At 52.4% G+C, this 25,754-nt stretch carries 27 protein-coding genes; 21 read left to right on the top strand and 6 right to left on the bottom strand.

Features of this window, described 5'->3' with window-relative positions; all coding sequences use genetic code 11:
• On the bottom strand, positions 1-350 hold a 350-nt coding region (locus A6395_RS06460), incomplete at its 3' end, for a GNAT family N-acetyltransferase (protein WP_252100523.1).
• A 221-nt stretch (positions 351-571) separates the two neighbouring features.
• Here A6395_RS06460 and A6395_RS06455 point away from each other — a divergent pair.
• From A6395_RS06455 to A6395_RS06430, 6 genes are all read left to right on the top strand, one after another.
• Positions 572-2,275, top strand: a complete 1,704-nt coding sequence (locus A6395_RS06455) for a glycoside hydrolase family 13 protein (RefSeq protein ID WP_071398396.1) — start codon at positions 572-574, stop codon at positions 2,273-2,275.
• Positions 2,276-2,402: 127 nt separating this feature from the next.
• Entirely contained in the window at positions 2,403-2,822 is a 420-nt protein-coding gene (locus A6395_RS06450) for a YwiB family protein (protein WP_071398395.1), read from the top strand.
• On the top strand, positions 2,819-3,247 hold the full coding sequence (locus A6395_RS06445; protein WP_071398394.1) for a hypothetical protein: 429 nt from the start codon (positions 2,819-2,821) through the stop codon (positions 3,245-3,247). Before A6395_RS06450 ends, A6395_RS06445 begins: the two co-directional genes overlap by 4 nt.
• A 46-nt stretch (positions 3,248-3,293) precedes the next feature.
• Positions 3,294-3,812 (top strand): GNAT family N-acetyltransferase, encoded by a 519-nt coding sequence (locus A6395_RS06440; protein ID WP_071398393.1) that lies wholly within the window; start codon positions 3,294-3,296, stop codon positions 3,810-3,812.
• A 6-nt stretch (positions 3,813-3,818) separates the two neighbouring features.
• The gene (locus A6395_RS06435; protein ID WP_071398392.1) at positions 3,819-4,535 is read left to right on the top strand and encodes a hypothetical protein; all 717 of its coding nucleotides are present in this window, start codon (positions 3,819-3,821) and stop codon (positions 4,533-4,535) included.
• Positions 4,536-4,624: 89 nt separating this feature from the next.
• Positions 4,625-6,754, top strand: a complete 2,130-nt coding sequence (locus A6395_RS06430; protein WP_071398391.1) for a (Fe-S)-binding protein — start codon at positions 4,625-4,627, stop codon at positions 6,752-6,754.
• 45 nt (positions 6,755-6,799) lie between these two features.
• On the opposite strand, the gene A6395_RS06425 is transcribed toward A6395_RS06430, so the two are convergent.
• On the bottom strand, positions 6,800-8,095 hold the full coding sequence (locus A6395_RS06425; protein WP_071398390.1) for a globin-coupled sensor protein: 1,296 nt from the start codon (positions 8,093-8,095) through the stop codon (positions 6,800-6,802).
• 187 nt (positions 8,096-8,282) lie between these two features.
• On the opposite strand from A6395_RS06425, the gene A6395_RS06420 reads away from it, so the two are divergent.
• From A6395_RS06420 to A6395_RS06400, 5 genes are all read left to right on the top strand, one after another.
• Complete coding sequence (locus A6395_RS06420; protein ID WP_084812983.1) at positions 8,283-9,593, top strand: hypothetical protein; 1,311 nt, start codon at positions 8,283-8,285, stop codon at positions 9,591-9,593.
• 80 nt (positions 9,594-9,673) lie between these two features.
• Positions 9,674-10,153 carry a DNA-directed RNA polymerase subunit delta gene (gene rpoE / locus A6395_RS06415; protein ID WP_070328219.1) on the top strand — a complete coding sequence of 160 codons (480 nt, stop codon included), beginning with the start codon at positions 9,674-9,676 and terminating at the stop codon, positions 10,151-10,153.
• Positions 10,154-10,388: 235 nt separating this feature from the next.
• The gene (locus tag A6395_RS06410) at positions 10,389-11,984 is read left to right on the top strand and encodes a CTP synthase (RefSeq protein WP_071398397.1); all 1,596 of its coding nucleotides are present in this window, start codon (positions 10,389-10,391) and stop codon (positions 11,982-11,984) included.
• Between the two features lie 151 nt (positions 11,985-12,135).
• Positions 12,136-12,951 carry a TVP38/TMEM64 family protein gene (locus A6395_RS06405; protein WP_233589666.1) on the top strand — a complete coding sequence of 272 codons (816 nt, stop codon included), beginning with the start codon at positions 12,136-12,138 and terminating at the stop codon, positions 12,949-12,951.
• A gap of 42 nt (positions 12,952-12,993) precedes the next feature.
• Entirely contained in the window at positions 12,994-13,548 is a 555-nt protein-coding gene (locus A6395_RS06400) for a GNAT family N-acetyltransferase (RefSeq protein WP_071398387.1), read from the top strand.
• Here A6395_RS06400 and A6395_RS06395 read toward each other — a convergent pair.
• The 3 genes from A6395_RS06395 to A6395_RS06385 all read right to left on the bottom strand — a co-directional run bounded on the left by A6395_RS06395 (position 13,540) and on the right by A6395_RS06385 (position 15,939).
• The gene (locus tag A6395_RS06395; RefSeq protein ID WP_071398386.1) at positions 13,540-14,307 is read right to left on the bottom strand and encodes a helix-turn-helix transcriptional regulator; all 768 of its coding nucleotides are present in this window, start codon (positions 14,305-14,307) and stop codon (positions 13,540-13,542) included. The genes A6395_RS06400 and A6395_RS06395 overlap by 9 nt on opposite strands.
• A gap of 39 nt (positions 14,308-14,346) precedes the next feature.
• Complete coding sequence (locus A6395_RS06390) at positions 14,347-14,559, bottom strand: hypothetical protein (RefSeq protein ID WP_070328215.1); 213 nt, start codon at positions 14,557-14,559, stop codon at positions 14,347-14,349.
• A gap of 264 nt (positions 14,560-14,823) precedes the next feature.
• Positions 14,824-15,939, bottom strand: a complete 1,116-nt coding sequence (locus tag A6395_RS06385; RefSeq protein ID WP_071398385.1) for an NADH-dependent flavin oxidoreductase — start codon at positions 15,937-15,939, stop codon at positions 14,824-14,826.
• A 257-nt stretch (positions 15,940-16,196) separates the two neighbouring features.
• Between A6395_RS06385 and A6395_RS06380 the strand changes: the two genes are divergently transcribed.
• Positions 16,197-17,852 (top strand): glycerol-3-phosphate dehydrogenase/oxidase, encoded by a 1,656-nt coding sequence (locus A6395_RS06380; protein WP_071398384.1) that lies wholly within the window; start codon positions 16,197-16,199, stop codon positions 17,850-17,852.
• 44 nt (positions 17,853-17,896) lie between these two features.
• Here A6395_RS06380 and A6395_RS06375 read toward each other — a convergent pair whose 3' ends face one another.
• Positions 17,897-18,349: a hypothetical protein gene (locus tag A6395_RS06375; RefSeq protein WP_071398383.1), complete on the bottom strand. Its 453-nt coding sequence runs from the start codon at positions 18,347-18,349 to the stop codon at positions 17,897-17,899.
• Between the two features lie 111 nt (positions 18,350-18,460).
• On the opposite strand from A6395_RS06375, the gene A6395_RS06370 reads away from it, so the two are divergent.
• The 9 genes from A6395_RS06370 to A6395_RS06330 all read left to right on the top strand — a co-directional run bounded on the left by A6395_RS06370 (position 18,461) and on the right by A6395_RS06330 (position 25,749).
• Complete coding sequence (locus A6395_RS06370; RefSeq protein WP_159429454.1) at positions 18,461-18,805, top strand: YxeA family protein; 345 nt, start codon at positions 18,461-18,463, stop codon at positions 18,803-18,805.
• A 107-nt stretch (positions 18,806-18,912) separates the two neighbouring features.
• Positions 18,913-19,275, top strand: coding sequence for a response regulator (locus tag A6395_RS06365; protein WP_071398381.1), 363 nt, complete (start codon positions 18,913-18,915; stop codon positions 19,273-19,275).
• Between the two features lie 157 nt (positions 19,276-19,432).
• Entirely contained in the window at positions 19,433-20,287 is an 855-nt protein-coding gene (fba, locus tag A6395_RS06360) for a class II fructose-1,6-bisphosphate aldolase (protein ID WP_071398380.1), read from the top strand.
• A gap of 215 nt (positions 20,288-20,502) precedes the next feature.
• On the top strand, positions 20,503-21,153 hold the full coding sequence (gene fsa / locus A6395_RS06355; RefSeq protein WP_071398379.1) for a fructose-6-phosphate aldolase: 651 nt from the start codon (positions 20,503-20,505) through the stop codon (positions 21,151-21,153).
• Positions 21,154-21,179: 26 nt separating this feature from the next.
• Entirely contained in the window at positions 21,180-22,433 is a 1,254-nt protein-coding gene (gene murA, locus A6395_RS06350) for a UDP-N-acetylglucosamine 1-carboxyvinyltransferase (RefSeq protein WP_071398378.1), read from the top strand.
• A 17-nt stretch (positions 22,434-22,450) separates the two neighbouring features.
• Entirely contained in the window at positions 22,451-23,419 is a 969-nt protein-coding gene (gene glpX / locus A6395_RS06345) for a class II fructose-bisphosphatase (protein ID WP_071398377.1), read from the top strand.
• A 101-nt stretch (positions 23,420-23,520) separates the two neighbouring features.
• Positions 23,521-24,447, top strand: coding sequence for an ATP-binding cassette domain-containing protein (locus A6395_RS06340; RefSeq protein ID WP_071398376.1), 927 nt, complete (start codon positions 23,521-23,523; stop codon positions 24,445-24,447).
• On the top strand, positions 24,437-25,207 hold the full coding sequence (locus A6395_RS06335; protein ID WP_071398375.1) for an ABC transporter permease: 771 nt from the start codon (positions 24,437-24,439) through the stop codon (positions 25,205-25,207). Before A6395_RS06340 ends, A6395_RS06335 begins: the two co-directional genes overlap by 11 nt.
• Positions 25,208-25,263: 56 nt before the next feature.
• Positions 25,264-25,749: a DUF421 domain-containing protein gene (locus A6395_RS06330; protein ID WP_071398374.1), complete on the top strand. Its 486-nt coding sequence runs from the start codon at positions 25,264-25,266 to the stop codon at positions 25,747-25,749.
• The last annotated feature ends 5 nt before the right edge of the window (positions 25,750-25,754 follow it).

Below are 25,754 nucleotides of genomic sequence, written 5' to 3'. Positions count from 1 at the left end.
ATCCGTTTTGATCCGACCATTGCCTGACGCATCAATTGGGAACCAATCTGTTTTCCTTTATGACGCGAGTCGACGACGAGGCGATGCACGTAGACGGCTGTGTCGGCGTCGTTCCATAAGTTCTCGTCCCACGACGTCGGTGGGATCAGACTGACCGCCCCGACAACCGTATCGTTTTCTTCATATACATAGACTGTTCCGTTCGTGACGTCGTACGTGACAATCTCGGTCCGGCTCGGCTCTAAATATTTTTGCCATTGCGTTTTTCCGGCTGCTTTAAACTCCATCGCTTTCGTTAGAATAAGCGTATCGATGGGAGATATGTCGGACACGGTGGCCAAACGAATCATATGAGTTGCCTCGCTTTCAATTGGTTTTCAAATCGTGTAGGGTACACGGTGAGTAAGCTATTTTAAAACTTCTTTGTGTCGGCGAATGATTTTTGGTAAGATAAACTTACCATAATCGTGCAAACGATTGCGCTAGCCGTAAGAAGAAAAAATAGCACTGATAATAAGATGAGTATATATGATGCGCAGTGAGTTTAGAGACAAGGGAGTCTTATTGAGACATGCAACTTTTACAACGTGACCAACAGACAAAAACTTTAAAACGAAATTGGTGGAAAGAAGCCGTCGCCTATCAAATCTACCCACGCAGTTTTTACGACGCGAACGGTGACGGGATCGGTGACATTCAAGGCATCATCGACAAACTCGATTATTTGAAAGACCTCGGCGTCGACGTCATCTGGATTTGCCCGATGTACAAGTCGCCGAACGACGACAACGGTTATGACATTAGCGACTATGAGGACATCATGGACGAGTTCGGGACGATGGCAGACTTTGACCGTCTCTTGGAAGAAGTCCATGCGCGCGGCATGAAGCTGCTCTTGGACCTCGTCGTCAACCACACGTCAGACGAGCACCCGTGGTTCATCGAATCGAAGAGCTCGAAGGACAATCCGAAGCGTGACTGGTACATTTGGCGCGACGGGAAGCCGGACGGCTCGAAGCCGAACAACTGGGAGTCAATCTTTGGCGGCTCGGCTTGGGAGTTCGACGAGACGACCGAACAGTATTTCTTGCACGTCTTCTCGAAGAAACAGCCGGACCTCAACTGGGAGAACGCTGAGATGCGCCAGACGATCTACAACATGATCAACTGGTGGCTCGACAAAGGTATCGACGGTTTCCGCGTCGACGCCATCAGCCATATCCGTAAACACCCGTCGTTCGGCGATCTTCCGAACCCTGAAGGCCTCGACTTCGTGCCATCGTTCGAGATGCACATGAACATCGACGGTATCCACGGCTATTTGGAAGAACTCCGTGACGAGACGTTCAACAAACACGACATCATGACGGTCGGTGAAGCGAACGGCGTCTCGCCTGACGACGCCCACCTTTGGGTCGGTGAGAAGGACGGCAAGATGAACATGGTGTTCCAATTCGAACATATGGGTCTTTGGCGTGAGGATGCCGAGTCGAAACTCGACGTCGTCCATTTGAAGAACGTCTTGACGAAATGGCAAAAAGGCCTCGAGGCAGACGGCTGGAACGCCTTGTATGTCGAGAACCACGACCAGACACGGACCGTGTCGTCATGGGGCGATGATGAACGTTACTGGAAAGAGAGCGCCAAGTCGATCGCGATGATGTATTTCCTCATGCAAGGGACACCGTTCATCTATCAAGGCCAAGAGATCGGGATGACAAACGTGAAGTTCGATTCAATCGACCAGTACGACGACATCGCGACACGTAACCGTTACTATATCGGACGTGAGCATGGCAAGAGCCATGAAGAGATGATGGAGATCACGTGGAACTCGTCGCGTGACAACACACGGACGCCGATGCAATGGAGCGACGCCGCGAATGCCGGCTTCACGTTCGCCGAGAAACCGTGGTTCGGCATCAACCCGAACTATCCGGACATCAACGTCGACGCGCAGCTCGAGGACGAGGATTCGATCCTCAACTTCTATAAAGAGATGATCCGTCTCCGTAAAGACGATGAGACGTTCGTCTACGGCAAGTACGATATCGTCTTGCCGGAACATCCGGAAATTTACGCCTACACACGGACGCTCGGTGACACGCAATACCTCGTCATGTCGAACTTGACGGGCAAAGAAGCGATCTTCGCGACGGATATCATGCTTCGTTCAGACGACGTCGTCTTGAAGAACATGCCGCTCGACGCGCATGATGAGACGATGCTCCTCCACTTGAAGCCGTTCGAAGGACGCGTCTACAAGTTGAGCTGACGCAAAGACAGGGGGAACCCTGTCTTTTTTATGGTGTGAGGCGCGCGCGAACCGGGAAAGAAAAAGTTAGCGATTCCGGACCGTTCACGAGATATGGTACGATGAGACAGCGGAAAGGGGAATCACCATGGCAATTGAACCACGACGGGTCCGTGTCCGGCAGACGACGAAAGTCAGTGAGGTCGATGAACCGATCGAGCTCCATGCCGACGGGCTCTACTATGAATTAAAAACCGGCTTCATCTTGATGTTCGACCAAGAGCGTGAGGACGGCATCGTACCGACGACGTTGAAATATACGACCGGACGGCTCGCCCTCATCTGTAAAGGACCGATTGAGATGAACCATTCCTTCATTGAAGGACGGCTGACGCAAAGCCTATATAAAAACCCATATATGTCGATGACGATGGCGACGACGACGGAACGGCTTGAGATTTCAGACGGCCGTTGCCGTTTCCATTACGAGTTGGCAATGAACGACGACTTGGCGGGCGACTACGAAGTCGACGTCGCTTGGACGTTTGAAGGAGGAGAAACGACATGAATTTTGCAGAACGTGTGAAAAAGATTGAAGAGATGTTGAACGAAGATTGGTTTGAGATGCTCGAGACGAACGAGGAAGAGTATGAGGAATGGCGAGGCCGCCTCGAAGACCATGCCGAACAAGTCATCGGTCATTACGACAATGAGACGGGTGTCGATATGGACGCGGTCGACAAGTTGCTCCAATTGAACGACGAATTTCCGCTTCTTTACGGAGAAGATACGGTCCGGCTCTATATCGCGTTGATCGAGGCGCGACCGGAAGATAAATCGGTGTATGACCGCTACATCGACTATTTGGCAGCAATCGGTGACGCCGAACACGAGGAATTTTTACGGTTCCATACGCTCGTCGAAGCCGGTCGCCTAGACGAAGCGAGACAACTCGCACCCGTGATGCCGAAACGATTAGGACTCGAAGACTAAGGCCGCATTGCGGTCTTTTCTATACATATAATTAGGGGGTAAACACATGCTGACACTCGTAAAGACATCAATCGAACAGCAAGCGCAGGTGCTCGAATTTCTAAACGAGTGGCGAGAACGGGAAGAGACGATCGTCCCGAACGCGGTCGACCGTGATGCGTCTGATTTTGAGGCGTACGTCAAGCAGATTCGTTCTAAGGAGTCTCGCGAGGACGTTAACGTCAGTTGGGTGCCGAGTACGACTTACTGGTTGACCGATGGGAACGAGTTACTCGGCGCGGCGAATATCCGCCATGAATTAAATGACAACTTAATCAACTTCGGGGGACATATCGGCTATGGCATCAAGCCGAGTGCGCGCGGACGCGGTCTCGCGACGAAACAGCTCGCACTCGCGCTCGAGAAAGCGAAACAGCTCGGCATCGAGCGGGCCTTGATCACGTGCAATCGGACGAACGTGGCGTCACGCCAAGTCATCTTGAACAACGGCGGTGTCGCCGATACACCATTTCTAGAAGAAAGCGGTAAAGTCGTCGAGCGGTTTTGGATTGACCTGAAAGGGTGATATAGGATGGCGAACTGGATCGTCGTGTATTTAGTGCTCATCAATTTCTTTGGGATCTATCTGTTTCCACGCGACCGGGTACCGTCTAAAAAATGGTTCTCATTTTCGAGCGGGATCGCCATCACGTATTTTTTCATGTACCTGTTACCATCTCTCAACAAGCGCCAAGATACGCTTCAAGTCAACTGGCTCGACCTTGCTTTGCCGTCAGAGATTTACGTCGTCAGTCTGCTCGGCTTCACCGTTTTCTACGGGACGATGCGGTTCGTGCGGACACCGTACTTTCAAGACGAGACGATCGACCGAAACGTGTCGTATTGGCTTCAAGTGACGCTTCTGACGGCATACATGTCGTTCTCGGCTTACGTCGTCACGGCGACGTCGGTCACGTTTGTGGCACGTGGTTTTTACGCGACCGCGCTCGGCGTCCATTTCCTCGCTGTCGGACACGACTTGTACCGTCACTACGGGGCACGTTATTTGACACAAGGACGCTATTTTTTGAGCGGCGGGATTCTCGTTGGCGGCTTGTTCGCCCGTTTCATCGATCTCGCGACGCACGTCGAGGCGCTCCTGTTCGCGTTCGTCGCCGGGGCGATGATCCTCAATATCGTCAAGTTCGAGCTGCCGACCGACCGCAACCTCCACTTCCGGACGTTCGTGCTCGCCGTTTCCGGCTACGGCGGCATCTTGTTGTTCTTGAAACATGTGCTCGACTTTTGACTCCGATAAGAAAATGAATGACTGTTCATTCACTTTTTGTTATACTGAACTCAAGATTGAATCCGTTTTCATAAGGGGGAGTTTTGGGGATGTCGACATTTTTAATCGTCAACTGGATTCTATTCTTGCTCGTTCTCGGCTATGGACTGTATTTGTTCGCGACGCTCGTGTATCAGCGTTATACGTTCATCAAGCTTGGGAAGAAGGCAGAATGGAGCCAAACGAATAAGGAACGGCTCGAACAAGTCATGATCAACGTGTTCGGTCAAAAGAAACTACTGAAGGATAAGAAGAGCGGGATCATCCACGTCATGATGTTCTATGGGTTCATCCTCGTCCAATTCGGGGCCATCGATTTCATCTGGAAAGGGCTCGCCGTCGGAACCCGTTTCCCGCACGTGCCGCTCGGTCCGCTCTATCCGATTTTCACATTCATGCAAGAAATCGTCATGCTCATGATTCTTGTCGCGGTCGTTTGGGGATTCTACCGCCGTTACGTCGAGAAGCTCGTGCGCTTGAAACGGAATTTTTTGGCCGGTCTTGCCCTCATCTTCATCGGGGGTCTCATGGTATCGGTCTTGTTCGGCAACGGGTTCTATCTCGTCTATAAAGAAGAGTTGCCGATGTGGGGCGAACCGGTCGCGACACTGATTGGTTCAGTGTTCGCTTGGGTACCTGGGGACGTCGCTTTTGCCTTATTCGTTGTCTTCTGGTGGCTGCACCTCATGTTCTTGCTCAGCTTCATGATCTACATCCCGCAAGGCAAGCACGCCCACTTGATCGCCGGCACGTTAAACGTTTGGCTTGGCCGGACGCACAAAGTCGGTCGTCTCGCGCCAGTCGATTTCTCGGCGATGGAAGACGCGGAAGAGTCGGACGAAGAAGTCGTCTTCGGTGTCAATAAGATCGAAGACTTCAACCAAAAACAACTCGTCGATTTGTACGCTTGTGTCGAATGCGGACGCTGTACGAACGTCTGTCCGGCGACCGGCACCGGTAAGATGCTGTCGCCGATGGATCTCATCGTCAAGTTGCGTGACCATATGAACATGAAAGGGGCGGCCATTACGCGGAAATCACCGTGGGCACCGGCCCTTATGTTCCAAAACACGCAAGGTGCCGAAATCGCGGCCGCAGCCCAAAACGGGCACATGCTCGTCCCTGATGAGTTGATCGGCAACGTCATCACGGAAGAAGAAATTTGGGCGTGCACGACGTGCCGAAACTGTGAAGACCAATGTCCGGTCATGAACGAGCACGTCGATAAAATCATCGATCTTCGCCGTTACCTCGTCATGATGGAAGGGAAGATGGACCCTGAGGCGCAACGCACGGTCGCAAACATCGAGCGTCAAGGCAACCCGTGGGGGATGAACCGGAAAGAGCGCGAGAACTGGCGAAAAGACCGGGAAGAACTCGTCATCCCGACTGCCAAAGAGAAAAAGAAAGCTGGGGAAGAGTTCGAATTTCTCTTCTGGGTTGGGGCGATGGGCTCTTACGACAGCCGCAGCCAAAAAGTCGCCCAAAGCTTCGCAAGCGTCTTGAATAAAGCAGGTGTCTCGTTCGCCATCCTCGGAAACGAGGAGAAGAACTCAGGTGATACGCCGCGTCGCATCGGGAACGAACTGTTGTTCCAAGAACTCGCCGAGGCGAACATCAAACTGTTCGAGAAGTACGGGGTCACGAAAATCGTCACGGTCGACCCGCACGCATACAATACGTTCAAAAACGAGTATCCGGATTTCGGACTTTCTGGTGTGAAAGTGTACCACCATACCGAGCTGCTCGCCGAACTGCTCGATACAGGACGGATCAAACCGGACTTCGCCGTGAACGAACGCGTTGTCTACCACGACTCGTGTTATCTCGGCCGCTACAATAATATTTATGACGCACCGCGTTTCGTCCTTGAACGAATTCCAGGGGTCGAGCTCGTCGAAGCAGAACGAAACCGCGAGAACGGCATGTGTTGTGGAGCCGGTGGCGGACTCATGTGGCAAGAAGAGAAAGTCGGGACGCGTGTCAACGTCGCCCGGACCGAGCAGTTGCTCGAGACGAAGCCGACGGTCATCGGTTCGGCATGTCCGTACTGTTTGACGATGCTCTCGGACGGTACGAAAGCGAAAGAAGTCGATGAGACGGTCGGAACGTTCGACGTCGTCGAGCTGCTCGATCGTTCACTGAAGCCAATCGAAGTACCAGAACCCATCTTACAATGAAACGAAGCCGGGCTTGGTCGTTGACCAGGCCCGGCTTTCGTTTACTCATATTTCGGATTTTGTGAGCAGTGAAGACGTGAGGTGAGACAGTCCTTGCGTCGTCTCGTTGATGGCTGAGATCGTCTCGACCATCTGTCCGAGGTCTTGCTTGTTGCGTTCGAATGAGAGAACGTAGTTGCCCATCTCGTCTTTCACAGTCGAGAAGCCGACTTTGACCGCATTCAACTGACGCATCGCCTCGTCGTTTGTCCGATGCATTTGTCCCATCTGGTCGAGCAGGGCGGCGATGTTCGTCTCGTTCTCGTGGATGAGTACGTTAATTTGGCTGCTGAGCTGTTTGGCGTTCTCGGCGAGTGTCCGGACTTCGGTCGCGACGACGGCGAACCCTTTGCCGTGCTCACCGGCCCGGGCCGCCTCGATGGACGCGTTCAACGCGAGCAAGTTCGTTTGGTTGGCGATCTGTTCGATGCTGCGGGTCATGCTGACGATTTCTTGCGAGCCGTCTTTCAAGGCAGTGATGCGCTCGAGCGAGGCGTCGACGTATGTCGCCGATTGTGTGAATTCGGTCTCCATCTGTTCGATCTGTTTGCTGTTCGTTTGCGTCAGTTCCATCAAGTGACGGCTCATCTTCTCCGTCTGTTCAGTTTCAGACAACACTTGGTGGGCCCGGTCGCTCGTCTCGGACATGGCGGCGCCGGTCCGTTCCATCGTCGTCGCGACTTCCGTGCTGACACGACCGATATCGGTCAACAAATCGGCCCGGGCCACGTTTGCCGATTCGATCTCACCGAGTCGGGCGTCGACGTACTGCTCGGTCACGATTTGAGCATCCAAATTCATTGCGTGTGACAACGCGAGGAGTGACTCGGTCATCGCCGCCGGATCGTGTTGATAGTGCTCGACGATTTTCGGGACGAGCAACGTGTTGAACGCAGAATACGTCGCGAGGAACCAGACGACCGGCACCGAGAAATGATGGTGTGTCTGTCCCATGCGTTTACGCATGGCGAGAAACTTCTCATCGATTTGACCCGTCAACAAGCTGCGGAAGTAGTCGGCGAACACTTTTTTCAAGCGCTCGCGCGTCGATGAGGCTTTGGCGATCTTGACCATGTCAGGTTGCAACATCAAATGGTCGAGTACACTTTCTAACACGTCATCGAGTACGGATTCGACGAGTGGGGCCATCGCTTGAAGGCGTTCGACTTGAGTCGACGTATAACCCATATAATGCGCACGTCCACTCAGACGGGTGTCTGACGGTTGGGCGATGGTCGCTGCGTCAGGGAAAGCGATTGATGCGGTATAATCAGTTTTTTTCGATTTACGGAAGAGTGTCATTCAAAAATCTCCTTTTCATAGTACGAGTAAAAGCCGTCATCTCATATATCGGTCAAAATGTGAAAATACTGAGAACTTGATGTGCGAAGGAGTCAGTTGTTTTTTGTCCAAATCGGGAAAGAAGGAAAGAGAGACTGTTTCGACCACTTCGACCATTTCGAAGAAAGAGGTGTCCTTCGTGAAAAACATGATTGTGTTATTGACGATTGTCAGTGCGCTCAGCAGCCAGATTCTCCCGCAAATCCTGTATTTGTCGGTGATGGCATTAGAAGAAGGCATCGGGGGTTTAATCCCATTCATGATTTTTTATGTCGCGAGCATGTCGGGGCTATTGTTGTGGGTGTATGTCATCGGTCGTCTCGGATCGAAACAGACATTTTTGATTGCTTTGTGGGTACTAGTCGGCGGACTGGTCTGTTTTTTGTTGCCGTTTGAATGGGGCATCGAGTTGAGTGCATTTTTAGTCGGCGTCGGCTCAATTGGGGTCGGGTCAATCATGACGACGATTTTGTCCCAACTGAGTGAACTGTCTGTACCAAAAGAACCGACGGAGGACAAAGGGAGTTCATTGCCGCTCGTATTGGCACTCGTTGCGTGGATCGCCGCATTCTCATACATGCTCACCCAATCTTATAATGGGGCCGTCATCTTATTCCTCGTCAGCCTTGTCCTGCCATGGTTATTCGTGAGAAAGTTGCCACTCCAAAAAACGGCAACTTGGACATTGACGACGGTAAAGTTTGTGGGCGCCTTCATCGCCGTCACATTATTTACGTTAGTGAGCCGTCTTCTTAGTTTGTTAGAAGGAACGAGAGGCTACATTGAACTATTTTTATTGATGGTCATTTTACTAGGATATGTGGGCTGGGTTCTGTTCCAAGAACGGACGAGAACATACGTCAGCGCGACTAGGACGCGACAAGTCCAATTGCTTGCGTTCGTCGTCGGCTTGTTCGGGGGATGGACATTGATCGGTGCCGTATTCGTCAGTCTCGCCCTATATTCGTTTCAAGTACTCCTCTTCTATGTATTTGTCCCATTTTTTGCAGGGGTGATCGGTTGGGTATTGATTAGTCGCGTTTTCGACTTGGCTCGCCGTCCTTATCTCGTCCTGTTCGTCTCATCTCTGGTGTTTTTCTTAGGTTTCATCGAACCGCTCGTGTTCATTCCCGTCCTGTTCGTGAGCGGTTACGTCCAAACGATGTACTCAAGTGCCGGGCACGTCTACTTATATGAATACTATGGAGACAACAAAGAGTTTGCTTCGTTACTGCTTCAACTATGGAAACGATTTGGCATGGTCGTCGCCTATTCCGCTTTGATGGTCGGAATATTAAGCTATGGTCTCTACGTTGGACAGACAGTCAATGCCGAGCTGTCGTTTCAAATTCCTCGCGGCTGGATGATGGTTGTACTCGGTCTGACTTGGTTGTTTAACGTTGGATTGATTACAATCTATTGGCAACGCGTCAATAAAAATCAAGCGGAACCGAAATAATTTCCTCTAGCTTTTTTATATTGCTTTTGTTTATAATGAGGAGTGATGTTTAACTAGTGACGGAAAAGGAGTGTCCTTTAATGAATAAATCGTTGATCGATTTTGTTTACGAAATTCTTCAAAAGACTGGGGAGCAACCAGTTTCATTTGATGAAATCCGCGAGCAGATCAGACAAAACTATACGTTCACAAGTGAAGAGGAAGAGCTCGAGAAAATCGCGCAACTCTACACGGACATGAACATCGACGGACTATTCGTCAACTTGGGAGCTAACCGTTGGGCGCTTCGTGTTTGGTATCCGTTCGATAAGTCAGACGAAGATCTCGTCATCGAGGCACGCCAACGCGGCGAGCTTGACGAGTTTGAGGAAGATCTCGATGAGACGGACGAAGGCATCGTCGACATCGAAGACGACCTTGACGTCTTTGCTAAAGGTGAAGATTTCGATGCATCTGAATTTGATGCGGATGATGAAACTGAAAAAGTACCAGACCTTGACGAGTTCAAGGACGACGACTTAGACGACGACCTCGACCTCGAAGACGAGGACGACTTATAAGAGACCGCAAAAAGCCGGGAATTTGTCCCGGCTAGGCGTGTCTCTTTTTCTTTTTTGGCACACGGAACCAAGAAAAAAATAATAACTTGACGACTGCATCGTCTCTGACGTAAATTAGTCATGGGCTAGTTTAGCACGTACGATGCAGCAAAAGTGTCCCCCATGTTAGTGGGGGCACTTTTGCTTTTTTTGTTTTTCGTTTCCCGATGTGGGTATTCAAGAGAGGAGAATGATGATGACAAAGTATATTTTCGTAACAGGTGGGGTAGTATCTTCACTCGGTAAAGGGATCACAGCCGCTTCACTCGCACGTCTGCTTAAAAACCGAGGTTTGAACGTAACGATTCAAAAGTTTGACCCATATATCAATATCGACCCAGGGACGATGAGCCCATACCAGCACGGTGAGGTGTTCGTCACGGACGACGGCGCCGAGACCGATCTTGACCTCGGACATTACGAGCGTTTCATCGACATCAACTTGTCGCAAAACGCGAACGTGACATCAGGCCGCATCTACTCGACGGTATTGAAAAAAGAACGTCGCGGTGACTATAACGGGGGGACGGTCCAAGTCATCCCGCATATCACGAACGAGATTAAAGACCGCGTCTTCCGTGCCGGCCGCGAGACGAACGCGGACGTCGTCATCACAGAGATTGGTGGAACAGTCGGGGACATCGAGTCGCTTCCGTTCATTGAGGCCATTCGACAAGTGAAAAACGACATCGGCAAAGAGAACGTCATGTACGTTCACTGTACGCTCGTCCCATACCTTCGCGCAGCTGGCGAGATGAAGACGAAACCGACACAACACAGCGTCAAAGAGCTCCGCAGTTACGGAATCCAGCCGGATATCATCGTGCTCCGTACCGAGTATGATATCCCGGAAGACATGCGTGAAAAGATTGCCCTCTTCTGCGACACGCGCAAAGAAGCGGTCATCGAGGCACAAGACGCGTCGACGTTGTATGAAGTGCCGCTCAACCTTCAAAAACAAGGCATGGACCAGCTCGTCAACGACTACTTCGGCTTCAACACGCCACCGGCTGACATGACGGCTTGGAAAAACCTTGTCCATACGGTCACGCACCTCGAGAAGAAAGTGAAGATCGCACTCGTCGGAAAATACGTCGAACTCCGCGATGCCTACATCTCGGTTGCCGAATCACTCAAGCATGCCGGTTACGCGTTCAACGCCGACATCGACATCGACTGGGTCAACGCAGAAGATGTGACGGCTGAAAACGTCAAGGCGCTTCTTGGCGACGCTGACGGTATTCTCGTCCCGGGCGGCTTCGGCGAGCGTGGGATTGAAGGGAAGATTGAAGCGACGCGTTATGCGCGTGAGAACAATGTCCCGTTCTTCGGGATCTGTCTCGGGATGCAACTCGCGACGGTTGAGTTTGCCCGTAACGTCTTGAAGTTAGACGGCGCCCACTCGGCGGAGATCGATCCGACGACGAACTACCCGATCATCGATCTTCTTCCTGAGCAAAAAGATATCGAGGACCTCGGCGGTACGCTCCGCCTCGGCCTTTATCCTTGTAAGCTTGAGCCGGGCACGAAAGCGCACGCCGCTTACAACCAAGAGCTCGTCTATGAGCGTCATCGCCATCGCTACGAGTTCAACAACGAGTACCGTGAAGCGTTCGAAGCGGAAGGATTCAAGTTCTCGGGGACGAGCCCGGACGGCCGTCTTGTCGAGATCATCGAGATTCCAGAACACAAGTGGTTCGTCGCGTCACAGTTCCACCCGGAATTGATTTCGCGTCCTGAGCGCCCGCAGCGCTTGTTCCACGATTTCATCCAAGCAGCACTCGCAGAGTGAGTGAGAAGTCACGACCGTTTTTGGTCGTGGCTTTTTTTCTCGGTCAAAAGACTGACCGCTTCAACAGCTTAGGATGGATACATGTTCACCTAAATCCGGGTAAACTAAGAGTAGAACGGGGAGAGGGCGATGTCACATGGGGGAACGAAACATGATTTACTGGGGGTATGGGGTCGCATTAGTCGCGTTGAGCATATTGCCGTTCGTCGTCCTGCCGACACTCTTATTGCCGTATCAACTCGGATGGACCGGGGTTGTCCTGTTGGCTCTATCGATCGGTCTGTTGCGGTCAATCCGTGAAGGGTCGAGCGTCTATTTGAAGCAGATGTTGAAAGTGACATTCACGTTGTTTTTATTATTTGTCTTGATCTATTACGTCTCATTCGGTCTTATCTTATACGATACGTATGGGCTCGATCGTTTGCTCGAACGTTATGAGGCTCATGCGGTCTGGGTGTTCGCCGCGTTCAGTTTCCTGCAGCCGATCGCGTTGCCGGTCCCGGAAGCGATCAGCGTCCCGATCGGCAGTGTCGCCCTCGGTCCGTTGCGTGCGGCCTTGATCGGCAGTGTCGCGACGACGCTCGGCATACTCGTCATGTATGGGCTCGCGCGGTTCGGACGGGAGCGGGTCATGCACTTGATCGATGCGGATAAGCTCGCGACGTACGATCGTTATGTCGGCAAGTACGGTCTCGGTGTCTTGCTCGTCTTGTTCATCATCCCGATTTTGCCGGACGAAGTGATTTGTTTGGCGGCCGGGTTCAGCCGCGTGCCGTTCGGACGTTTCGTGATGATCGCAGCCGGAGCGAAGCTCGTCACGTCGTTCGGGTTAGCTTATTCGGTCTCGCTCGGCGAACTGTTCGTGACCGGTGCGAGCCCATTCGCGGTCGTATCGGTGACGGCGAGCTTCATCCTCGTCATCTTGGCGCTCGTCTGGCGCAAACGTAGAAAAGGGAATTCGAACTGATGTCTCGAATGAGTGAAGAGCATATACAGAGAGGAAGAGATTATGTATCGAGATGAGAACCTGATCATTCGACCGATTGAGGAGCGCGACTTGGGACGGCTATGGGAATTGATTTACAAAGAAGCGGCGCCCGAATGGAAACGTTGGGACGCACCGTATTTTGAACATCGCGCGCAAAGTTATGATGCGTATCAGGAGGAGGCAGATCGCCACATCGGACGTGACGACATGTGGGTCGTCGAAGTCGATGGGAAGGTATTCGGTACGGTGTCCTACTATTATGAGGACGCCGGGAAGGAATGGCTCGAAGTCGGGATCATCCTTCATCAGTCAGACCGCTGGAATCAAGGTGTCGGGACGAGGGCGCTCAAACTATGGGTCGACCATTTGTTCGAAACGCTCTCGACGGTCCGGGTCGGATTGACGACGTGGTCCGGGAACGAGCGGATGGTGCGCGTCGCTGAAAAGATCGGCATGCAGCTCGAAGGCCGGATGCGACGTGTCCGCGTCGTCCGTGGCGAGCGCTACGATTCGATTCGAATGGGCATGCTTCGTGAAGAATGGGAAGACGAACAAAAGCGCGACGTCTCAAGTTGAGGCATCGCGCTTTTTAGACGTGAGAAACAATTGGCGGTATTGGAGCGGGGTCATCTGCTTGTACGTCTTGAACGTGGTAATATACGCCGTGCAAGAGGCAAAACAGTATTTTTCGCCGATGGCACAAATTGGCAGATTCGTACCGAGCAGGTCGGCGATCGACGCATCGACCCGTCGCCTGCGAATCCGTTCTGGCACACTTTCCCCGACTTCTTGTTTGAACAGGGCTGACAGATAGTTGTTCGACATACCGATTCGTTGGGCGATCCAAGGGAGTGATAACGCCGGTTCTTGCAGATGGTCCTCGATTAAGTGGATGATCGTCGTCACGTTCGGATTAGTCGATACGGGTGGGGACAAGAAAGCCATCATCTTCGTCAAGGAATCGACGATGACCGGGACGGCATAGATGAAGTCGAGCGTAGTCGTCAGTTCGTCGATCAAGATGAGGAGCGCACTCGTATAAGTGAGCGCGGTCTGGACGTTCGGGTTGTCGACCGGAATCATGCGGATGACGTGATAGACGAGTCCGCGATAGTAGAAGCGGACACTCCTATATTCATCCGTGACCGGAAGTTTCAAAAGGTCGAACGTCAACGTTTCAAGCAATTGCTCGGCCCGGACCGGATGGGCGCTCCGGAGCGCACTCACAATCTGTTGGTCGAGCGCATAAAAGTTATCGAGCAGCTGAAAGTCAGCAAACAAGTTTTTGTCGCGCTGCAAGTGGTTCATAAATTGGCGTTCGATTTTGTTTTCCACCGGTCAAGTCACTTCTTTCGTCGTACCATCGGGAATCGTTCATTTGTCTCGTTGAGCGTTTCGCATCGTCGCCTGCTTCAGCTCGGCGATTTCTTTGGCGAGTGCTTCTTCTCGGGAACGTGTGGATGATTCGAGGTGGTGTTCGAGTTCTTTGCTTTTGTTGCGATACGTTTCAGCCGCTTGTTTTGTGCGCTGGTGATGTTGATTAAGCTGTTTGTTGTGTACATCGAGATCAAACGGCTTTTTTGTCATATATATGCCCCTTTCAAAACAAGGTCAAACAGACAGGCGGAACGAATGATTGGTCTCGAGCCGCGGTCTCAATGAGGAAACGCTTCCTGTCCTTAGCTTACGAATGGGGCGAATGCTTGGAAAGTTAGGTCAACACGAAAGGAGTGGTGAAAAAGATGATAAATGTGACGGAATTGTGTCTGAAGAGACTTATTTGTGTCACAGTCCGGTCTCGTCTCCGAACGCAATAAAAAATCCGCAGACTTATGTCTGCGGACAGCTTGCTTATTTGACTGCTTCGTCTTTGATTGGGAACCAACCGGCACGTGTCGTGATGGCGTTCCAAAGTGGGGCTGGGACAGCGAGTTCGGCTTGCTTGTTCAAGTCGAGTGCCGTTTCGATCTCCTCTTCACGATCCGTTTGCACTTTTTCAAGCCAGTCAGGGTCGATGATGAGTTCACGGCCGAGCGCGGCTAGGTCGATAACGTTTAAAGCGTCTTCGACTTGACCGGGACGCTGAAGTTGTCCGACTCCGATGAGCGGGACGGCACCGTTGATGCGTTTCGCGATCCGGTCGATCGAGCGCTCCATAACGTTCTCGTTGCGCATCGAACCGATATTGAAGTTCCAAAGCGAGGCGTGAAGGTAGTCGAGTCCTTCCTCGAGCAACATGTCAATCAATACGTCCGTGTCGTCGAGCGTGATGCCGGGCTCTTCCACTTCTTCTGGTGAGAAGCGGTAGCCGATCAAGAAATCGTCAGCGTCTTTCGCCGCGGCTTTCACAGAACGGATGACTTCACGCGGGAACGTGAGACGCGCCTGTACGTCGCCTCCGAAGCGGTCGTCTCGGCGGTTTGAGTGCGGTGAGAAGAACTGTTGGATCAAGTACGTGTTCGCTCCGTGAATCTCGACGCCGTCAAATCCGGCTTCAATGGCACGGCGTGTCGCTTCACCGAACGCTTCGATGATTGCCTCGACTTCTTCTGTCTCGAGGGCACGCGGTGTGGCGGCACCTTCACGGACGGGTGCGACCGCGCTTGCACTCACAGGTTGTTCGTGCGGGACGAGCTCTGGAGGAGACATGCGTCCAGCGTGGAAGATTTGCAGGACGGCTTTGGCACCTTCCGCCTTCAAACTTTCAGCGAGTTGACGGAGACCGATGATGAAGTGATCGTCGTTCGCGCCAAACGCGTTTGGGAATCCCTTCCCGTCTTCTGTCACGTAAGCGCACGCCGTGATGGCGAGACCGACATTTTTAGCTCGCTTCCGATAGTAGGCGAGTTCGTGCTCCGAAACCTCACCTGTCGGCTCGGACGAATAATGGGTCATCGGCGCAAGAACGAGCCGGTTATGAAGCTCGACGCCGTTTTTAAATTGAAAAGGTTGTAACATGCGTTTCATGAAAACTCCTCCTTCGTAGTGATACTTTGAAGTCTAGTCTTCTGAATTTCAAATTGCGAGCGTGACGCTTTCGGTCGGGCAGGTTGCGTGTCTAGTGAGCCGGTCGATGGTTGAAGAATGGAGAATAGGGTATAATACAGGAGAAAAGTTGATAACCGGTTGGAGATTACAGAGAGACCACGACATATAGGGCGAAGCCTTGTTTTGTTGTGGTCTTTCTGTTTATACGAACCGGATTCATTATAGGAGGGAATAAGATGGAAATCAGAAACTTCTCAGCAAAAGAACGTGCCAAGCGATACGAACAATTGACGAGTGAGCGTCATGACATCCTCGTCGTCGGTGGGGGTATCACCGGTGCCGGGATCGCCCTCGACGCCGCTTCAAGGGGAATGAAGACGGCTGTGCTTGAAATGCAAGACTTCGCGGCCGGAACATCGAGCCGCTCGACGAAACTTGTCCACGGTGGCTTGCGCTATTTGAAACAGTTCGAAGTCGCGCTCGTCGCCGAGGTCGGGAAAGAACGCGCCATCGTCTATGAGAACGGACCGCACGTCACGACGCCGGAGCGCATGCTGCTTCCGATGCACAAAGGTGGCACGTTCGGACCACTCTCGACAGCGCTCGGGCTGATGGTGTATGACTTCTTGGCCGGCGTCAAACGAGCGGAGCGTCGTTTGATGTTGAAGCCGGAAGAAGTGATTGAGAAGTCACCGCTCGTCAAAAAAGACGGGCTCGTCGGTGGCGGTTATTACGTCGAGTATCGGACGGACGATGCGCGCATGACGATTGAAGTCGCGAAAGAAGCTTCGAACCATGGGGCACTCCTCTTAAACTACTCGAAAGTGACCGGTCTCATCTACGAGCAAGGCAAAGTCGTCGGCGTGAACGTCGAAGACCAAATCGACGGGAAGACGTATGAAATTTATGCGAAAAAAGTCATCAACGCGACCGGCCCATGGGTCGACGTGCTTCGCGAGCAGGACGGCTCGAATAAAGGCAAGATGCTTCGTCTGACGAAAGGGATTCACCTCGTCATCGATCAATCGAAGTTCCCGCTCAAACAAGCGACTTACTTCGATACACCAGATGGCCGAATGGTGTTCGCCATCCCGCGTGACGGAAAAGCGTACGTCGGGACGACCGACACGTTCTTCGATAAGGATAAGGCACACCCGCGCATGACGACAGAAGACCGCGACTACATTTTAGGCGCGATCCACTATATGTTCCCGGATGTGTCGTTGACGGAAGAGGACGTCGAGTCGAGCTGGGCCGGCATCCGTCCGCTCATCTACGAGGAAGGCAAAGACCCGTCCGAGATTTCACGGAAAGATGAGATTTGGCAATCGGACAGCGGCCTGATCACAATCGCCGGCGGTAAGTTGACAGGCTACCGGAAGATGTCTGAGACGGTCGTCGATCTCGTCGCGAAGCTACTCAAACAAGAAGAGGGCATCGTCTTCCTCGCTTCACGGACGAAGCATATGCCGATGTCAGGTGGACATGTGGGCGGTTCGAACGGCTTTGACGACTTCTTGACGAAGAAGAAAGACGAGCTGAAAAACCTTGGTTTCGATGACGTGAAAGCGGAGCAGTTAGTCCGTCTCTACGGGTCGAACATCGATCGCGTCGTCGAGCGGATGGATACGAACGCTTATGACCTGCCCGAGATCGTCTACGCGCAGTTGATGTACGGCATCGAAGAAGAGTCGGTCGTCCGTGCCATCGACTTCCTCGTCCGTCGGACAGGGGCGATGTTCTTCGACATCGACTTCGTCAGAGATTATAAAGACGGCGTCTTGCGCTGTATGGCCGATGTCTTCAAATGGTCGGATGCACGTCTCACCGAGGAGCGGGAAGAAGTCGAGAAAGAAATCGAGCTCGCCGTCGTCCCGGTCACGATCGACTAAACGTAAACCAAAAGGAACTTCGCTCAAGCAAGCGAAGTTCCTTTTCATATGCCTAATTCTTCATAGTACGCGGTGATCCGGTCATCGATTGCGAAGACCATCTCCTCGTCGCCCGAAAAATAGAAGACAATATACGTTCCGTCCTCGCGATCCACTTCCGCTTCGACGATGAGTGTTGTCGGCTGTCCGTCATACGTGACTTCAAGTTCACCGAGCGGATGGACGGTCGCCTCGTCTAAATCCGGATTGGAGACAAATAGATATATGCGCTTTACGTCTTTTGCTGAAATCGGTTCGTCGAACACCTCGGAGATGAGTTTGAACGTCTCGGGCACGTCTTCTAATTCCGCATCAATTGATGTGGCGAACGGAATGTCGTCTTCATAAACATCTTCATACGCGTCGGCGGACGGCTCTTCTCCGAACGTCCCAGCCGTGATGGCGACACCACCGGCAAGCGTCACTAAAAAAAGTAAAAATCCGAATAAATGCTTCATGTCGTGTCTCCCATCATGTCTTGTACGTCGAGTATAACAAGAAGCGTTGCGTTTAGGAATCGCTCAGATATGGTATTGGAAGATAGCGATCAAGAGAAGTGAGGGATGCCCATGCAACGGAACCGAGTACTCATCGTCACATTCTTTCTCGTGGTCTTTGCCGGATGGTTAGTCATCGATTTGGACCGTCTGTTCGCGGATACATATTATGTGAAAATACCGAAGGCAGAGACGGCGGAGCGAGCTGGGACGGACTATGTGTATACGACGATCGGCTATGATGAGGAGCGAAAAAAGCGTTCGCTCACATTCACGTCTGACTCGCGGCTCGCAGAAGGTGAATTTTTGCAATTGTACGTGAAAGATGAAGGGACAGTGACGTCGTATGAAATCGTCGACGAACGAGACGTTCCCTTTGAATTGAAAATGGAGCAAGCGGGGGAGGCGGGGACGTGAGCCTCGTTTCCTTCTTTTAGAAAATGACGCGTCGCCAAACGAAAACGATTTTGGTATGGTTATATTATCGCACAAAGCTATAGAAGCTACGGAAAGAAGGTAACTGGATGTCACGCATGTTAATCGCAGACGACCAAGATGGAATTCGCTTGATGCTCGCCCAAGTGTTTAAAAACCTCGGTATCGAGGTCGACACGGCCGAGGACGGCTTGAGCGCTTGGGAACAGCTAGAACAAAGTACTTACGATTTGGTGCTGCTCGATATGAACATGCCGCGCATGTTCGGGCATGAAGTGTTACGGAACATGCGGAACAACGACATCGACACACCGGTCATGATCATGACCGCATTTGGGGAAAAATCGACAATCGAAGAAGTGCGCCGTCTCGGGATCACGGCTCAGTTCGAGAAGCCGTTCGATATTTATGGCATGATCGAGAAAGTGAAAGAAGTGCTCGACATTCAGTGAATCGTCACGAAGATGACATATGTAAACGCTTGCGCGGAGCCATTTCTATATGCGAATAGCATAGGCACAAGTTTTGACGTGTGTTATAATGGGAACGAATTGCACAGGGGCACTTTTCCCACAGTGCACAATAGCGAACAGACAGGAGGACGTCATTATGCCATTAGTATCAATGACAGAAATGCTTAACAAAGCATTCGAAGGCAAGTATGCAGTCGGCCAATTCAACATCAACAACCTCGAGTGGACGCAAGCGATTCTTCGCGCTGCGGAAGACGAGAAATCACCAGTTATCCTCGGTGTATCAGAAGGTGCAGCGAAATACATGGGTGGCTTCACAACAGTTGTTAAAATGACTGAAGGTCTCATGCACGACTACAACATCACTGTTCCAGTTGCAATCCACCTCGACCACGGTTCTTCATTCGACAAGTGTAAAGCAGCGATCGACGCTGGTTTCACGTCTGTTATGATCGACGGTTCACACCACCCGATCGAAGAAAACATCGAAATGACGAAACAAGTCGTTGAATATGCACACGCTAAAGGTGCTTCAGTTGAAGCGGAAGTCGGCACAGTCGGCGGCGAAGAAGACGGCGTCATCGGCGGCGTACAATACGCTGACCTTAACGAGTGTGTCCGTGTTGTTAAAGAAGCGAAAGTTGACGCTCTTGCAGCGGCACTCGGTTCTGTACACGGAGAATACGCAGGCGAGCCAAACCTCGGCTTCAAAGAGATGGAAGAAATCGCGGAAGCGACTAAAACGCCACTCGTTCTTCACGGCGGTTCAGGAATCCCTGAGCACCAAATCAAAAAAGCAATCGAGCTCGGTCACAGCAAAATCAACGTCAACACAGAGTGCCAACAAGAATGGACTCGTGCGGTACGTGAGAAGCTCAACACTGACTCTAAAGTATATGACCCACGTAAAGTCATCGGACCTGGAATCGAAGCAATCTACAACGTCGTTTCTGGTAAAATGCGTGAGTTTGGTTCAAGCAACCAAGCGTAATCTTGTCACATCAGTCGGTTCTCCTCGTGAGAACCGACTTTTTTGTAGAATAAAATGTAGGGGAAGTCATAGTGTGGACGTTTGGCGGGAGTACCTTCCTCGCCGCTTTGATGCTCGGCATCGCCGCGCTGACGTAAAGGGTATAGCAATTCTGTGTCGATTTCCTCATAATAAGAGAGTAAGCGATTACAAACCGATTCGAGGAGGACATGTACATGCGTTTTTTCATTGACACAGCAAACGTGGAAGACATCAAGAAAGCCCACCAAATGGGCGTCATCGGGGGTGTGACGACGAATCCATCGCTCGTCGCGAAAGAAGGCGTCGATTTCCATACGCGGCTCCGTGAGATTTGTGAGGTCGTCGGGGACCTTTCAGTCAGCGCGGAAGTTATTGCACTCGACGCAGAGGGTATGGTCAAAGAAGGAAAGGAACTCGCGGCGATCGCGCCGAATATTACAGTTAAGGTGCCAATGACAGCAGCCGGTATGATCGCTGTCAATGAGTTTTCGAAGCTCGGTATCAAGACGAACGTGACGCTCATTTTTAACGCCAACCAAGCGCTCTTAGCAGCTCGGGCGGGTGCGTCATACGTCTCGCCGTTCATCGGTCGCCTTGATGATATCGGTCACGACGGTCTCGACCTCGTCGAGACGATTGCGAATATCTTTGCCATCCATGGCATCGATACGGAAATCATCGCCGCGTCCGTTCGCCATCCGGTCCACGTGACGAAAGCAGCCCTGCTTGGTGCTAATATCGCCACGGTACCGTACAAAGTCATCGAACAGATGATGAATCATCCGCTCACTGACAAAGGGATTGAGCAGTTCTTAGCGGATTGGAATAACGCTCAATCCAAATAAGTTCGTCGCAGAAAGGTTTGATCATCGTGGAAATTCTCCATATCGTTGGACAGCAGAAGCTTGAAGGAACAGTTGACATTAGTGGCGCCAAACAGAGTGCCTTGCCTTGTCTCGTCGCAGCACTTCTTACCGAAGAACCGGTGACAATCGAGAACGTCCCCATCATCGAAGATGTCGAAGTGATGCTCAGCCTATTACAAGAACTCGGGGTGACAATCGAGCGGGACGGGGAGCGGATGACGCTTCATGCAAAAGATGCCGTCGCCATGCCGCTGCTCGGCTCAGAAACTCGGAAAGTCCGGGCCGCTGTCTACTTACTTGGTGTGTTCGCAGCTCGTTTTGGGAAAGGGGCCGTGGGATTACCAGGGGGATATGCGATTGGTCCACGACCGATCGATTTACATTTAAAAGCGTTAGAACGTCTCGGTATCAAAGTCGAGAACGAGTCGGGTCTCTATCACGTCAACGCCGACAAGTTGGCCGGCAACCGGATCTACCTCGACCTTCGTTCATTCGGGGCGACGGTGAGCGCGATGCTCGCCGCGGTCCTTGCCGAAGGGACGACCGTCATTGAAAATGCCGCGATTGATCCGGAAGTCGTCGATGTCGCGACGATGCTGACATCGATGGGCGCATACGTCATCGGCGCCGGGACCGATGAGATTCGAATTAAAGGAGTCGAACGCTTGCACGGCTGTACACATACGCTCATCCCAGACCGCCTTGAAGCCGGAACGTTTATGATTTACGGTGCGGTTGCAGGGGAAGTGACGGTTCGAAACGTTATTCCGACCCATTTAGAAGGGGTCATCCAAAAATTGATGGATTACGGTGCTGAAGTCGAGGTCGGGGAAGAGGCGATCACGGTTCGGGCGAAAGCTTTTGAGCCGATTGATATTCGCGTCTTCCACTACTCGGGTTATCCGACCGATTTACAACCAATCATGTCAGCCGCTTTGCTGAAAGCGAACGGGACGAGCATCGTGACGGATAAGCTATACGTCCAACGTTTCCGTCATATCGCCGAAATGCGGCGGATGAACGCGCAAATCACACTTGAAGATTCGTCGGCCGTCATTCGTGGCGGGACGACGCTTGCGAACGCTGAGATGGAGTCTGCCGACGCGCGGAGCGCCGCAGCACTCGTCTTGGCCGGTCTGCAGGCAACGGGAGAGTCGACGGTTCTCTATGCGGAACGTCTTAACGACTCGTACGTCGACTTCGTCGGCAAACTAAAACAACTCGGCGCCCTCGTCTGGGTCGATGAGGTGTCCGAGTAACAAAGGGGAGAATTCGGGTGGAACGTAGTTTATCAATGGAATTGGTCCGGGTCACAGAAGCGGCAGCGCTATCTTCGGCCCGCTGGATGGGAAAAGGCTTGAAAGAAGAAGCGGATGATGCAGCCACAACGGCGATGCGTGAAGTGTTCGATACGATTCCGATGAAAGGGATCGTCGTCATCGGGGAAGGTGAGATGGACGAGGCACCGATGCTCTACATCGGCGAGAAAGTCGGGAACGGTTACGGCTCACGTCTCGACGTCGCCGTCGATCCGCTCGAAGGGACGAGCATCGTCGCGACGGGAACGTGGGGCGCGCTCGCAGTGCTCGCGGTCGCGGACGCAGGTGATCTCCTTCACGCGCCAGACATGTATATGGATAAGATTGCGGTCGGTCCAGAAGCTGCGGGACTGATCAGCCTCGACAACTCGATCGAAGAAAACATCGCAATCGTCGCCAAGGCTAAAGGCAAGAACGTCGAAGACGTCGTCGTCACGATTTTGCACCGTGACCGTCATGAAGAGATGATTCAACGGGTCCGGGCAACGGGAGCTCGTATCAAGTTGATTCCGGACGGCGATGTCGCGGCAGCCATCAACACGGCGTTCCCGAAAACCGGTGTCGATCTCTTGCTCGGCTCGGGCGGGGCGCCGGAAGGCGTCATCGCAGCCGTCGCCATGAAGTGCCTCGGTGGTGACTTCCAGGGACGGTTGTTGCCGGAAGACGCGGCCCAGGAAAAACGATGCCAAGATATGGGCATCGCCGACACGGGACGCATCCTGCTTCTTGACGATCTCGTCAAAGGCGAGGATTGTATCTTCGCGGCGACGGGTGTGACGGACGGTGAACTGCTCCGAGGTGTCCAATTCACGGGTCAGGGTGGTCAGACACACTCGGTCGTCATGCGCGCCAAATCGGGTACGGTCCGTTTCGTCGAAGGGATTCATTCATTGAAGAAAAAACCGAAAATGGTCATGAAACCTTAATTCTCTCGAGCTGCAGATTCTCTCTGCAGCTTTTTTTGATGCGTTCTTTCATATTTAAAACATGAACAGAACGGGAATGAGAAAGGCAGGAGGTGGGTTTAATGATCGAAGTGGAGTCACTCGTCAAGACGTTCGGGGATGTACCGGCCGTTGACGGGATATCGTTTTCAGTGAAACAAGGAGAAATCTTTGCATTCCTTGGTCCGAACGGGGCCGGGAAATCGACGGCTATACAAATGTTGACGACGCTCATTCGACCGACGAGCGGGTCGGCTCGTGTGAACGGGTTTGATGTCGTCAAGCGGGAGAAGGACGTCCGGTTATCCATCGGCGTCGCCCTCCAGGAGACAGGCATCGATAAAGTGTTGACCGGCCGGGAATTGCTCGTCCTTCAAGGACGGCTGTTCAAGATGACGAAACGCGAAGCAGAAGCACGGGCCGAGGAACTGCTGTCGGTCGTCTCGCTCGCGGAAGCGGCTGACCGAAAGAGTGGCACGTATTCCGGCGGGATGCGGCGTCGGCTTGATTTGGCGCTCACGCTCGTCCATCGTCCGATCGTACTGTTTTTAGATGAACCGACGACCGGGCTCGACCCTGCGAGTCGAATCGAAATTTGGAAAGAAGTACGGCGTCTCAATCAAGAGTTCGGGACGACCATATTTTTGACGACCCAATATTTAGAAGAGGCGGACGAGCTGGCCGATCGCATTGCCATCATCCATCACGGTAAGATTGTCGTCGAAGGGACGGCAGAGGAATTGAAGCAGACCGTCGGAGGCGAGTCGATTTCTCTAGTGTTTCATACCGATTCAGAAGCACGAGCCGCCGCTGAGCTGTTCGGACAAACCGCGGCCGGACCGAGCCTCGTCTTCGAACTTCACGACTACACGTTGACCGACGTCGTCCGGAAACTCGATGAGCAGGCGTTACAGCCGGAGCGACTCACCGTGAAACAGCCATCGCTTGACGACGTATTCTTGAAAGTGACGGGCGAATCGTACGAAGGAGGTGTGCCGAGTGTGGACTGAAACGTGGTTGTTTACAAAGCGGAGTCTTTTGACGACGCTCCGCAATCCATTTTCATTTATCCCGAACTTGATGATTTCTGTCTTTTTCTTGCTCGTCTATACGAGCGGGCTGTCGAGTGTGGCCGCATTGCCGCAGTTCGGTGGCGGCGACTATTTGAATTTCATCTTGCCAGTATCGATCGTGTCAGGTGCTGTCGGTGGGGCCGGGGGTGCCGGCCAAGCGTTAGTGCGTGACATCGAGAGCGGCTATTTCGCCCGATTGCTACTCACACCTTCGACGCGGACCGCCATCGTGCTTGGACCGATGATTGCCGGGATGCTTCAGCTGTTCGTTCAAACGCTGCTTATCTTTTCCGTCGCGTTCTTACTCGGGTTGACGATTCCGGTCGGTGTGGTCGGATTCTTGTTCACGGTCCTGCTCGCGCTCGGATTTGGACTTGGCTTTGCCGGGTATTCGGTCGGGGTCGCCTTGAAGACACGGAACGCCCAAGCCGCACAGGCCGGGACACTTCTCTTCTTCCCGCTCATCTTCTTGTCGACGACGTTCGTCCCAAAAGAGTTGATCGAGGCGGAATGGCTCAAAGTGGCGGCGACGTTCAATCCGACGACGTACATTTTCGAAGGCATGCGGGCCGTGTTGACCCAACCGACGATCGAATGGGGCGCTTTATCGGCCGGCCTTGCCGTGGCCGGAGGGATGAGTATCATCATGGTCGTCTTCGCGGCGACGAACGCGCGGGGGGCTTTGAAACAAAAATGATGAACGACGAGTGAGCTTTCGAAGTGATGGTTCAAAAACAGAAAAGGGGGGAGACGATGGACCAACTCAAAACGATGGGGCAAATCATCTTGACAGGAATCGGGGCTTACTTCTCGATCATTTTTATATTGCGTGTATCGGGAAAACGGACGCTCTCGAAAATGAACGCATTTGATTTCATCGTGACGGTTGCCCTCGGTTCAATCTTAGCGACGACGCTCACGAGCCGACAGACGCCGCTACTGAATGGGCTCGTCGCTTTTGCCACGCTCGTCGCGTTGCAATACGTCATGGCGAAGCTGGCCAAACGGTCAAAACGAGTGAACGAGCTGATCAAATCGACACCGACGATGCTATACTATCGGGGGAGTTACTTAGAAGCGGAGATGCGTAAAGAACGCGTGCTCGAGATCGAAGTGCTCCAAGCCATCCGCTCGAGTGGGACCGCTCATGACAAAGTCGAGGCGGTCGTCCTTGAGACAGACGGGACGTTCTCGGTGCTGACGAGTACGGAAGCCGTTTTGCAAAACGTGCGTAAATGAAAAAC

It is taken from the genome of Exiguobacterium sp. SH31 (assembly GCF_001816105.1).
Lineage (GTDB): Bacteria > Bacillota > Bacilli > Exiguobacteriales > Exiguobacteriaceae > Exiguobacterium > Exiguobacterium aurantiacum_A.
This window is presented reverse-complemented; position numbering and strand designations above follow the sequence as displayed.